General features: G+C 62.8%; 8 protein-coding genes. 3 read left to right on the top strand and 5 right to left on the bottom strand.

The window, feature by feature from the left end; translation table 11 throughout:
* Positions 1-217: 217 nt before the first annotated feature.
* The 4 genes from AC3WRD_RS28240 to AC3WRD_RS28225 all read right to left on the bottom strand — a co-directional run bounded on the left by AC3WRD_RS28240 (position 218) and on the right by AC3WRD_RS28225 (position 5,130).
* The gene (locus AC3WRD_RS28240) at positions 218-1,888 is read right to left on the bottom strand and encodes a bifunctional protein-serine/threonine kinase/phosphatase (RefSeq protein WP_102622606.1); all 1,671 of its coding nucleotides are present in this window, start codon (positions 1,886-1,888) and stop codon (positions 218-220) included.
* 7 nt (positions 1,889-1,895) lie between these two features.
* Complete coding sequence (locus tag AC3WRD_RS28235; RefSeq protein ID WP_096822513.1) at positions 1,896-3,107, bottom strand: nitrate/nitrite transporter; 1,212 nt, start codon at positions 3,105-3,107, stop codon at positions 1,896-1,898.
* Between the two features lie 220 nt (positions 3,108-3,327).
* Positions 3,328-3,903, bottom strand: a complete 576-nt coding sequence (locus tag AC3WRD_RS28230; RefSeq protein ID WP_007916390.1) for an ANTAR domain-containing response regulator — start codon at positions 3,901-3,903, stop codon at positions 3,328-3,330.
* Between the two features lie 15 nt (positions 3,904-3,918).
* Positions 3,919-5,130, bottom strand: coding sequence for a CmpA/NrtA family ABC transporter substrate-binding protein (locus AC3WRD_RS28225; RefSeq protein ID WP_102622605.1), 1,212 nt, complete (start codon positions 5,128-5,130; stop codon positions 3,919-3,921).
* A 224-nt stretch (positions 5,131-5,354) separates the two neighbouring features.
* On the opposite strand from AC3WRD_RS28225, the gene AC3WRD_RS28220 reads away from it, so the two are divergent.
* On the top strand, positions 5,355-6,374 hold the full coding sequence (locus AC3WRD_RS28220) for a quinone-dependent dihydroorotate dehydrogenase (protein ID WP_102622604.1): 1,020 nt from the start codon (positions 5,355-5,357) through the stop codon (positions 6,372-6,374).
* Between the two features lie 139 nt (positions 6,375-6,513).
* On the opposite strand, the gene rmf is transcribed toward AC3WRD_RS28220, so the two are convergent.
* On the bottom strand, positions 6,514-6,729 hold the full coding sequence (rmf, locus tag AC3WRD_RS28215) for a ribosome modulation factor (protein ID WP_003223300.1): 216 nt from the start codon (positions 6,727-6,729) through the stop codon (positions 6,514-6,516).
* A 530-nt stretch (positions 6,730-7,259) separates the two neighbouring features.
* Here rmf and rlmKL point away from each other — a divergent pair.
* Both rlmKL and AC3WRD_RS28205 read left to right on the top strand, forming a co-directional pair.
* Positions 7,260-9,530 (top strand): bifunctional 23S rRNA (guanine(2069)-N(7))-methyltransferase RlmK/23S rRNA (guanine(2445)-N(2))-methyltransferase RlmL, encoded by a 2,271-nt coding sequence (rlmKL, locus tag AC3WRD_RS28210; protein WP_102622603.1) that lies wholly within the window; start codon positions 7,260-7,262, stop codon positions 9,528-9,530.
* Positions 9,531-9,674: 144 nt separating this feature from the next.
* Positions 9,675-12,031 (top strand): sensor domain-containing diguanylate cyclase (locus AC3WRD_RS28205; RefSeq protein ID WP_102650876.1); only part of this gene is annotated, 2,357 nt, incomplete at its 3' end.

Below are 12,031 nucleotides of genomic sequence, written 5' to 3'. Positions count from 1 at the left end.
ACCTAGCGAGGACGCCTTTGTCCTTGTCCCGTTCTCTCGGGAAGCCTGGCCTTCGTCGTTGAAGGTCGGGCTTTATGTCAGTTGAAAACGTTAATGCAGTGGTTGTGCCAAGTCGCGGTGAGCCCCGAATTCACTGGGGTAGTGCTGGAATTGGCCAGATGTTCATTGTGGTTTTTGCACTGAATGGAAGCGGCACGCCCGTTAATGGAGCGCTGGATTAGCCATGAAACAACAGAAACATCAGCACCAGATTGCCCAGCAGCGCCAGCAGCGCCAAGGTTCGCCAGACCTTCAGCGGTTCCCGTTCGAGCAAGGGGCGAGGGCGTACATTCAGGCTGCGGCGTTCACCCTGTTCCAGCGTCAGTAGCCATTCTTCGGCGGTTTCATAACGTTGCAGAGGATCGGCCGAGACGCCACGTTCCAGACACTGCGCCAGCCATTCCGGCAGATCCGGTCGATAACGCGCTGCACTTACCGGCACCCCGAAACGCGGACGCTGAAAGGCTTCGATTTCTCCGTAGGGGAAATGCCCGGTGAGCAGGAAATACAACGTCACGCCCACCGCATACAGATCCTGACGAGCCTCGGGCGCATCACCCCGAAAGGACTCCGGAGCGATGAAACTCGGGGTTCCCGGTAGCGTCGACGGTGTGTCCTGCGAAAGACCGGGGCAATACGCCAGACCGAAATCCAGCAGGCGCAATTCGCCGTCATCCCCCAGCAGCAGGTTCTCCGGCTTGATGTCGCGGTGCAGAATCTGCCGCCGATGCAGCAGGCCGACGGCCCGCAACAGGCGTTCGGCCACGTCCTGCCACTGAGCCAACGGTAGTGGGCCGGCTCGCTCGAACAACTGAGCCAGGGTTGTCCCCGAATATTCACGCATCACGTAGTACAAATGCTGACGCTGACTGGCGCTATGGACTTCAGGGAAATGTCGCCCGGCCACGCGTTTGAGAAACCATTCTTCCGCCAGTAAGGCCTGACCTGCGTGGGCATCGTCCGCCAGCCGTGTGGGCAAGGTTTTCAACAGCCACGCCTGGCCTTGGCTATCGAGGACGCGATACAGCAACGATTGCTGGCTCTGGCCGACGATGCCTTGCACCTGCCAGCCTTCGAAGGTCTGGCCCGGTTTGAGCACCGGGGGCAGCGGCCATTGCTGCAACTGGATCAGCGCATCGCCGATGCTCGCTTCCCCCACGGCATCCACCCGCACCAGCAGGGCGCTGGCGTTGTCCTGACTGCCGGCCAGATGCGCGGCGTTGACCAGTGTTTGTGCCGCACCGTGCAGATCCGGTTGATCACGCAGGATCCCGGCGATGGTCGTGTCGCCGAGCGCGGCCCAGACACCGTCGCTGAGCAGCACGAAGCTTTCGCCTTCACGCAGTTCGCCGTCGAGAAAGTCCAGCACCAGATGCTGGTCCAGGCCCAGTGCGCGTTTGAGCACGTGCTGCATGCCCGGTTGCTCCCAGACGTGATCCTCGGTGATGCGCTGCAGGGTGTCGGCGTGCCAGCGATAGACCCGGCAATCCCCCACATGCGCCAGCGTGAAGCGTCTGCCGCGCAGGACCAGCGCGCTGACGGTGGTGAGCAGCGGCTGGCCCCCGCCATTGGCCTGCAACCAGCGGTTTTGCGCGAGCAACAGGCGATCCAGCGCCTGAGCCACGCTCCAGGTCTGCGGGGTGGCGTAGTAGTCCAGCGCCAGCGCCTGCAAGGTCGAGCGCGCAGCCAGACCGCCATCGGCGCACTGGCTGACGCCGTCGGCGATGGCGAACAGAAACCCTTTGCTGGCGGCCAGCGCCGGGGCCGGCGTGACCAGGCGCAGGGCGTCCTGATTCTCCGCGCGTGGTCCGGTGGCGCTGGCTTCAGCGAAGCTCAGTTGCAGGGCCATTCGGGCCTCAGACCCGGGCAGCGGTCACGGCCGCCGAACCCCAGGTGGTTCTCCAGCGACGTTTGACGCCGTGCAGGCCGAACCACGCCAACACGCCAAGACTGGCAAACAACCACAGCGCCAGTTGATAGCTGCCGGTGCTCTGTTTGATTGCGCCCATACCGGCGGCGAGGGCAAAACCGCCGATGCCGCCGGCCATGCCGATCAGCCCGGTCATCACGCCGATCTCCCGGCGAAAGCGCTGCGGCACCAATTGGAACACCGCGCCGTTACCGGCACCGAGACCGAGCATGGTGCAGACGAACAGTGCCAGTGCCGCGTAGGAACTCGGCAGGTTGAAGCCGACCGCTGCGATACAAACTGCGGCCACCGTGTACATCGCCAACAGCGTGCGAATTCCACCGAAACGGTCAGCCAGCGCGCCACCCAGCGGCCGCATCAGGCTGCCGCCGAACACGCAGGCGGCGGTGTAGTAACCGGCGGTGACCGGGCTCAAACCGTATTGATCGTTGAAGTAGCCGGGCAGGGCGCTGGCCAGGCCGATGAAGCCGCCGAAGGTGACGCTGTAGAAAAACATGAACCACCAGCTGTCGCGGTCGCCCAGGGCCTTGAAGTAGTCGGCCATGGATTTGGCTTTTGGTCGTTCCGGGGCGTTTTTCGCCAGCCACGCAAACAGCACCAGCGTCAGGATCAGCGGAATCAGGGCGAAACCGAACACGTTGCTCCAGCCGAACGACGCGGCCAGTACCGGGGCGATCAACGCAGCGAACACGGTGCCGGAGTTACCGGCGCCGGCGATGCCCATCGCCTTGCCCTGATGCTGCGGCGGATACCACTGCGAGGCCAGCGGCAGCGCCACGGCGAACGAAGCGCCGGCCATGCCGAGGAACAGGCCAAGCAGCAGGGCCTGTTCGTAACTGTGAATGCCGAGTTTCCAGGCGCCGAACAGTGCACAGATCACGATCACCTGACCGATCAGCCCGGCGGTTTTCGGCGACAGGCGATCGGCAAGCATGCCCATCGCAAAGCGCAGTACTGCACCAGCGAGAATCGGCGTGGCCACCACGAGGCCGCGTTGTTGGGTGGTCAGGTGCAGGTCGGCAGCGATCTGCACTGCCAACGGGCCGAGCAGGTACCAGACCATGAAGCTCAGGTCGAAATACAGGAAGGCCGCGAACAGGGTCGGGGTGTGGCCGGATTTCCAGAAGCTTTTATTCATCGCGCACCTCAGCGGTAGAGAATCTCGAGAAGGAGTCAGAACCAGCACAGTGGGGCGCCGCCACGGCCGCACCACCGGCCCCGGTCAATGGGGCCAAAACGCAAAAACGCCGCTACCCGGATCGCCGAAAGGGGCGAAGAAGGTGAGCGACGTCTTTGTCGTGGGTGGGGCAACCGCCGTTGGTTACCTGTAGGGATTGCTTAGCGAGATCTGTGCCAGCTCAGCCGAGCAACTCGCTCATGGCAATAATCTGCTCCGCCACCTGAATCAGTTTCTGCTGGCGGCTCATGGCCTGGCGGCGCATCAGGGTGTAGGCCTCTTCTTCGTTGCAGTCCTTCATTTTCATCAACAGACCCTTGGCCAGTTCGATGCGTTTGCGCTCGGCCAGTTGCTGGTCGCGGGCCTGAAGCTGGGCGCGCAGGGCCTGATCGCTTTCGAAGCGGGCCATGGCCACGTCGAGAATCGGCTGCAAGCGTTGTGCGTGAATGCCTTCGACGATGTAGGCACTGACCCCGGACTTGATCGCCTGACGCATCACGCCGGGGTCGTGCTCGTCGGTGAACATCACGATCGGCCGGGGCTGGTCGCGGCTGACCAGCACCACTTGTTCCATCACATCACGGCTCGGTGACTCGGTATCGATCAGAATCACGTCCGGGCGCACCGTTTCGACGCGCGCGGGCAGGTCGATGGTCAGGCCGGACTCGTCGATCACCTCGAAACCGGCCTCGGTCAGCGCAGCTTTCAGGCGCCCGACTTTTTTCGCGGTGTCGTTGATCAGCAGAATGCGCAACATGTTCGCGGTCTCCTGTCAGCGGCGGGCGAGAAGGGGGGCGTTGTTGCTCAACGCATGCAGCTTGAAACTCTGCGCGTAAGCGGCCGGGTCGCTGCCGTCCCAGACCTTGCCGTCGATCAACTGGCTGCTGCGCATGTCCTCGGTACCGACCGGCACACCGACAGCGCTGGCCGCGTCGCGGTACAGCGCCAGTTGCTGCACCTGACGGGCGACGGCGAGGTAGTCCGGGTCGTCGCGCAGCAACCCCCAGCGGCGGAACTGGGTCATGAACCACATGCCGTCCGACAGGTACGGCAGGTTCACCGCGCCATCGCCGTGAAAGCGCAGGGCGTGCGGGTCCTGCCAGCGATTGCCCAGACCGTCGTCGTAATCGCCGAGAAAACGCGGTTCGATGCAGGAAATCGGGGCGTCCAGATACTCGGCGGCGCTGAGCAGCTGCGCGGTGCTGCGGCGGTTTTCCGGGCTCTCTTCGATGAAACGGCTGGCTTCGAGGATCGCCATCACCAGTGCGCGGGCGGTGTTGGGGTATTGCTCGACGAAGGCGCGGGTGCAGCCGAGGACTTTTTCCGGATGGTCGGGCCAGATGGTCTGGCTGGTCGCCATGGTGAAGCCGATATTCAGCTGCACCGCGCTGGCTGCCCACGGCTCGCCCACGCAGAAACCGTCGATGCGACCGGCCTGCAGGTGCGCGACCATTTGCGGCGGCGGTACGACCACGCTGTCGACATCCTGCAACGGATGGATGCCCTGACTTGCGAGCCAGTAATAAAGCCACATGGCGTGGGTGCCGGTGGGGAAGGTCTGGGCAAAGGTCAGCCTTGCGCGGGTTTGGTGCACGTGGCGGTCCAGCGCCTCAGGACCGGTCACGCCCAGGCTCTGCAAACCGTGGGACAGGTTGAGGCTCTGACCGTTCTGGTTCAGGCCCATCAGCACCGCCATGTCGGTCGGCGCGACGCCACCGATGCCCAAGTGCACCGCGTAGATCAAGCCGTACAGGCTGTGGGCGGCATCGAGTTCGCCGCTGACCAGATTGTCGCGCAGGTTGGCCCAGGAACTCTGGCGCTTGAGGTTCAGGGTCAAGCCGTAAGGCTGCGCAAAGCCCTGAGTGGCGGCGACCACCACCGAAGCGCAGTCGCTCAGGGCCATGAAGCCGAGGTTGATCGCGCTTTTTTCCGGGGCATCGCTGCCGTTGACCCAGGCCAGTGGCCCGATGGAGGTTTGAGTCATGAAAAGCCATCCTCAAAAAAAACGTCGTCACGGACTTTGTCGAGGCCAAACCCGGTGACGACGCCATTGTCCTTGCCTGCCTGCCGTCATTGGCCTGCGGGCTGATGCAGGGGAAGGTGCAAGGCATATGCCAGTGCAGGGGATTTGCGTGTGCGCCTCGCGCGGCGGGGCGATGCCCGGCTATAATCGCCGCCTCTTTTCGCCGCCTCGAGTCATACCCGCCCATGTACACCCTGGCCCGTCAGCTGTTGTTCAAACTTTCCCCGGAAACCTCCCACGATCTGTCGCTGGATCTGATCGGCGCGGGCGGGCGTTTGGGCCTCAACGGCTTGCTGTGCAAGGCCCCGGCGTCGCTGCCGGTGAATGTCATGGGCCTGGACTTCCCGAACCCTGTGGGTCTCGCGGCCGGTCTGGACAAGAACGGCGCGGCCATCGACGGCTTCGCGCAGCTGGGTTTCGGTTTTGTCGAAATCGGCACCGTGACCCCGCGTCCACAGCCGGGCAACCCGAAACCACGGATTTTCCGCCTGCCGGAAGCCGAGGCGATCATCAACCGCATGGGTTTCAACAACCTCGGTGTGGATAACCTGCTGGCGCGGGTCGCGGCGGCCAAATACAAAGGCGTGCTGGGGATCAATATCGGCAAGAACTTCGACACGCCGGTCGAGCGTGCGGTCGATGACTACCTGATCTGCCTGGACAAGGTTTACGCCCACGCCAGCTACATCACGGTCAACGTCAGTTCGCCGAATACCCCGGGCCTGCGCAGCCTGCAATTCGGCGACTCGCTCAAGCAATTGCTGGCAGACCTGGCCACGCGCCGCGCCGAACTGGCCCTGCGCCACGGTAAACATGTACCGCTGGCGATCAAGATCGCGCCGGACATGACCGACGAAGAAACCGCGCAAGTCGCGCAAGCACTGATCGAAACCGGGATGGACGCGGTGATCGCCACCAACACCACCCTTAGCCGCGTGGGCGTCGAAGGTATGGAGCACGGCGACGAGGCGGGCGGTCTGTCCGGCGCGCCGGTTCGCGAGAAGAGCACCCACACGGTCAAAGTGCTGTCGTCCGAGCTGGGTGGCAAACTGCCGATCATCGCGGCGGGCGGTATCACCGAAGGCAAGCATGCGGCCGAGAAGATCGCTGCCGGCGCGAGCCTGGTGCAGATCTACTCCGGCTTCATCTATAAAGGCCCGGCGCTGATCCGCGAATCCGTGGACGCCATCGCCGCCAAGCGCTGATTGGCAGATATAAAAAGGCAGGCATAAAAAAGGGCTCCTCGAAGGAGCCCCTGGGCCGTAGCCCGCCGTCCGGGAAGGACGTGCATGGTGATCAGGGTGTTGCGAAATCAGATTGTCGTGTCGGAATAAGTGCCCTGTGTCAGCCGACGGCGTGAAGTTCGTTGAGTCTGTGGATTCCCGCAGTGCCGGTCATACCGTCCCAGTTGTCGCCGCGTCCTTCTCGCCAGCCGTTGATCCAGGCTTGACGTACCGACGGTAGAGTAAATGGGCAAAGCTCACGGGATTTGCCACCAACGCCATATTGATATCCGCGCAAAAATGCTCTTTCCAACGGATCACGCTTAAGTCTTCTCATAGGGTGTTTCCCTCACTTGTTGACTGTTTTTGTCGCGTCGACCTCAATTGAGGTCTGGCAGAAAAACTCTGCCGTTGGCGGCTCGCTGCCGGCGTGGCGAGCCAAGGTGTTGACGCCGTTGCGACGTCAACCTGTGTCCAGTTCTAACCAATGAGTCACATCGAGGGAATGACCGTTTTGTCATAAGGACGTAACGAAAAGGATGCTATGGCGATAAGTAACGCCAGGTTTCATGAATGTTTATTCACCAAACCCCGGTATGATCGGCCCTGCACTGTATGACAGGTTTAATTCCTTAGTGAGAATGACCCACGTTTACCGTCGGGTACTTTTCGACGAAGGGTTGCTTTGAGTCATTTTGTTGCATCAACTTTTTTATCTGTCCCGGCATCTAAGCTCTTTTAACCCGAGCAGCGGGGATGGAACGGCACACCTTCGTGCCACGCGGGCGCTCTTGTAGAAAAGCGCCTGATTGAAAACCGGATCGGCAATGCGTTGCCGGTTCATTAGCCAAAGGCTCTGGAAAAACCATGTCCGACCGTTTCGAACTCTTCCTCACTTGCCCCAAAGGCCTTGAAGGCCTGCTCATCGAGGAAGCCGTCGGGCTTGGCCTTGAAGAAGCCCGCGAGCACACCTCCGCCGTGCGTGGCATGGCGACCATGGAAACCGCCTATCGCCTGTGCCTCTGGTCGCGTCTGGCCAACCGTGTGTTGCTGGTGCTCAAGCGCTTCCCGATGAAAGATGCCGAGGACCTGTATCACGGCGTGCTCGACGTCGAGTGGCAGGATCACATGCTGGCCGACGGCACCCTCGCCGTTGAATTCAGCGGCCACGGCTCGGGCATCGACAACACCCACTTCGGCGCCTTGAAGGTCAAGGACGCCATCGTCGACAAACTGCGCACCCCGCAGGGTGACCGCCCAAGCATCGACAAGCTCAACCCGGACCTGCGCATTCACCTGCGTCTGGATCGCGGCGAAGCGATCCTGTCCCTCGACCTCTCCGGCCACAGCCTGCACCAGCGCGGCTACCGCTTGCAGCAGGGCGCTGCGCCGCTGAAGGAAAACCTCGCGGCGGCGATCCTGATCCGTTCCGGCTGGCCGCGCATTGCCGCCGAAGGTGGCGCGCTGGCTGACCCGATGTGCGGTGTCGGCACGTTCCTGGTCGAAGCCGGCATGATCGCCGCCGACATGGCGCCGAACCTGCGTCGCGAGCAGTGGGGCTTCACCGCCTGGCTCGGTCACGTACCGGCGCTGTGGAAGAAACTGCATGAAGAAGCTGCTGAGCGTGCTGCTGCCGGTCTGGCCAAGCCACCGCTGTGGATCCGTGGTTATGAAGCCGACCCACGGCTGATCCAGCCGGGCCGCAACAACGTCGAGCGCGCCGGCCTGAGCGAGTGGATCAAGATCTACCAGGGCGAAGTGGCGACCTTCGAACCGCGTCCGGACCAGAACCAGAAAGGTCTGGTGATCTGCAACCCGCCGTACGGCGAGCGTCTGGGTGACGAAGCCAGCCTGTTGTACCTCTACCAGAACCTCGGCGAGCGTCTGCGTCAGGCCTGCCTGAACTGGGAAGCGGCGGTGTTCACCGGCGCGCCGGACCTGGGCAAGCGCATGGGCATCCGCAGCCACAAACAGTATTCGTTCTGGAACGGCGCGCTGCCGTGCAAGCTGCTGTTGATCAAAGTGCTGCCGGATCAGTTCGTCACCGGCGAGCGTCGTACTCCTGAGCAACGCCAGGCCGAGCGCGAGCAAGCCGCTTACGATCAGACGCCGGACGAGCCGCAAGAGCGCAAGTACAACAAGAACGGTAACCCGATCAAACCGACGCCGGCCCCGGCTCCGGTGATCGAGCAGCCGCGCCTGAGCGAAGGCGGGCAGATGTTTGCCAACCGCCTGCAAAAGAACCTCAAGGCGATGGGCAAGTGGGTCAAGCGCGAAGGCATCGACTGCTACCGCGTCTACGATGCGGACATGCCGGAATACGCCATGGCCATCGACCTGTACCACGACTGGGTGCACGTTCAGGAATACGCCGCGCCTAAATCGATCGACCCGGAAAAGGCCTCGATCCGCATGTTCGACGCCCTGGCTGCCATCCCGCAGGCGCTGAACATCGACAAGAGCCGCGTGGTGGTCAAGCGCCGCGAGCGTCAGAGCGGCACCAAGCAGTACGAACGTCAGGCGGCTCAGGGCAAATTCAACGAAGTCACCGAAGGCGGCGTGAAGCTGCTGGTGAACCTCACCGACTACCTCGACACCGGGTTGTTCCTCGATCACCGGCCAATGCGCATGCGGATCCAGAAAGAGGCGGCCGGCAAGCGCTTCCTCAACCTGTTCTGCTACACCGCGACCGCCAGTGTGCACGCCGCCAAGGGCGGTGCGCGCAGCACCACCAGCGTCGACCTGTCGAAAACCTACCTCGACTGGGCACGCCGCAACCTGTCGCTCAACGGCTTCTCCGACAAGAACCGTCTGGAGCAGGGCGACGTGATGGCGTGGCTGGAAAGCTGCCGGGAAGAGTACGACCTGATCTTCATCGACCCGCCGACTTTCTCCAACTCCAAGCGCATGGAAGGGATCTTCGACGTGCAGCGTGACCAGGTGCAGTTGATCGACCTGGCCATGGCCCGACTGGCACCGGGCGGGGTGTTGTACTTCTCCAACAACTTCCGCAAGTTCCAGCTGGAAGACAACCTGGCCGAGCGTTATGCGGTCGAGGAAATCACCGCCAGCACCATCGATCCGGATTTCGCCCGCAACGGCAAGATCCACCGCGCCTGGAAAATCACGGCCCGTTGACACTCTGATCAGTTGGATCCACAGAGCCTTGATTTTTAAGGCTCTTGGATCCGATCAGAGCTAGCCAAATTAGTGGCTAATAGCTATAACTCACTCACGGCCAATGGGGTTATCCCGCAAGTACTGGCGTAGTGAGTGGCCCTTATGTCGTTGCACCCCGTGCGCCCAAAGATCCTGGGTTTTATCAGCGAAGAAGTCTCGGCCTGGCTGGTCGCGCTGCTGGTATTGCTCGCCGGCGGGATTCTCACGGGGCTGCTCGCCTGGGCCACCCTCAATCAGTTTCACAGCCAGTTGCGCCAGCGTTTTCAACTGCTGGCCAATGAGCGCTACAGCCGCATCGAAGAACGTTTTCAGGATCAGGAGCAACGCCTCGATGGCCTGCGCCGGTTCTTCGCCAACTCCGAATCGGTGTCCCGCGCCGAGTTCGACGGCTACACCCAACCTTTATTACTGCGCACCCAGGCCTATTCGTTCGCCTTGCGGGTGAGCGGTTCCGAGCGCGCCGCGTTCGAGCAGCGGGTGCGTGACGAAGGCCTGCCCACCTTCAGCGTGCGTGAATTGAATGCCCGCGGTGAGCTGCAACTGGCGGCGGCCCGGGATGAATACGTCGTCGTGGTGTACAGCCAGACCCAGAGCCGGCTCGGTTCACCGCTGGGTTATGACTTGCTGGCCCAGCCGTTGCGTCGCTCGACGCTGGAACGCGCCGATCAGCTCGGCGGCCTGGCGGTGTCGCAGCCAATGCACCTGGTCAGCATCGAACCGGCCTATGCGCGGGGCGTGCTGCTGGTGGCGCCGGTACTGCGCGAGGGCGAGCCCAAGTCGTTCGGTTATGTGATGGCGGTGATCAGCATGCGCCAGTTGCTCGCCGATGGCCTGCCGGACGCGCTGCATGATTACCTGTCGGTACGGATCCTCGATCTGTCGACCAACGATCAGCATGAGGTACTTTTCGAGTCGACCAATGAACCGGCGCCGAGTGATCTGTCAGCCACGCGGCTGGTGCGCATGGCCGACCACGACTATCAGGTCGATATCTCGCCCAGCGAGTCCTTCCTGCAGGCCAACCATTCGTCGGTTGGCAGCGTGGTGGTCCTCGGCGGTTTGCTCAGCCTGCTGCTCAGTGCGTTGCTGTATGTGCTGGTCAGTCAGCGCCAGCGGGCCCTGCGCATGGTCGAGTTGCGCACCCAGGAACTGCATGAGCGTGAACAGGAACTGCGAGGCACCCACGGCCAGTTGCGCGGGGTGCTCAACGCGGCGACTCAAGTGGCGATCATCGCCACCGACCTGCGCGGCGTGATCAACACCTTCAACCCCGGCGCGGAGCAGATGCTCGGTTACCGCAGCGCCGAGGTGGTCGGCCACATGACCCTGGAAAACCTGCATTTCCCCCGGGAGCTGATCACCCGTGCGGCGGAACTGAGCGCCCGCTATGGCAAGAGCATTCCGACCTGCCAGGCGATGCTGGTGGAGGGTGGTGAAGTCGGCGGGCATGAGGCGCGCGAGTGGACGCTGGTGCGCAAGGACGGCAGTCATCTGCCGGTAAACATGCTCGCCACCCCGGTGCTCGATGAGCAGGGGCTGTGGGTCGGGCACCTGGCGATCTGCATCGATATCACCGAGCGCAAACGCGTCCACGAAGCGTTGGCGGCGCGGGATGTGCTGTTGAAGAAACTCAGCGCCCACGTTCCGGGCGGGATCTATCAGTTCAAGATGGAATTCGACGGGCGCTTCAGCGTGATCTACGCCAGCGACGGCATCCGCGAGATCTACGAGCTGGAACCCGATGTGTTGCTGCTCAATGCCGAATCAATCTTTACCCGCATTCATCCGCAGGACGTCAGCCGCGTACGCAAATCGATCCGCGCCTCGGCGGACAACCTCAGCCCGTGGCGCGAGGAATACCGCGTGCAATTGCCCGAGCGCGGCCTGCGCTGGGTGCGCGGCGAAGCGACTCCCGAGGAACTGCCGGGCGGCGGCGTGCTGTGGCATGGCTACATCTCGGACATTTCCGACCTGAAACGGGTGGAAGAAGAGTTGCGCGCACTGTCGGTGACCGACGCGCTGACCGGCATCCACAACCGGCGTTATTTCCAGGAGCGCCTGACCACTGAAATGGCCCGGGTCGAGCGCGGAGGCGGCGAACTGTCGGTGATCATGCTCGATATCGATCACTTCAAACGGATCAACGATCAGTATGGCCATGCGGTCGGCGACCGGGTGTTGCAGGCGGTGTGCGAGCGCATCGGCCATCGCCTGCGGCGTACCGACGTGTTCTGTCGCCTGGGCGGCGAGGAGTTCATGGTGCTGTGCCCGGACATCGACGGTGATCACGCGTACATGCTGGCCGTGGAGCTATGGCAAGGCCTGCGCGGTGCGCCGGTGGATGTGGTGGGCGTGGTGACGGCCAGTTTCGGGATTGCCAGTTGGCGGCCGGGGGAGGGCGCGGATGCGCTGTTGCTGCGGGCGGATTCGGGGGTTTACGCGGCGAAGCAGGGTGGGCG

The sequence above is a fragment of the Pseudomonas sp. FW215-R2 genome (assembly GCF_058789255.1).
This window is presented reverse-complemented; position numbering and strand designations above follow the sequence as displayed.

Excerpts from the sequence above, each read along its gene's own strand:
- AC3WRD_RS28240 (WP_102622606.1), bottom strand. The coding sequence starts at position 1,888 with ATGGCCCTGCAACTGAGCTTCGCTGAAGCCAGCGCCACCGGACCACGC.
- AC3WRD_RS28235 (WP_096822513.1), bottom strand. The coding sequence starts at position 3,107 with ATGAATAAAAGCTTCTGGAAATCCGGCCACACCCCGACCCTGTTCGCG.
- AC3WRD_RS28230 (WP_007916390.1), bottom strand. The coding sequence starts at position 3,903 with ATGTTGCGCATTCTGCTGATCAACGACACCGCGAAAAAAGTCGGGCGC.
- AC3WRD_RS28225 (WP_102622605.1), bottom strand. The coding sequence starts at position 5,130 with ATGACTCAAACCTCCATCGGGCCACTGGCCTGGGTCAACGGCAGCGAT.
- AC3WRD_RS28220 (WP_102622604.1), top strand. The coding sequence starts at position 5,355 with ATGTACACCCTGGCCCGTCAGCTGTTGTTCAAACTTTCCCCGGAAACC.
- rmf (WP_003223300.1), bottom strand. The coding sequence starts at position 6,729 with ATGAGAAGACTTAAGCGTGATCCGTTGGAAAGAGCATTTTTGCGCGGA.
- rlmKL (WP_102622603.1), top strand. The coding sequence starts at position 7,260 with ATGTCCGACCGTTTCGAACTCTTCCTCACTTGCCCCAAAGGCCTTGAA.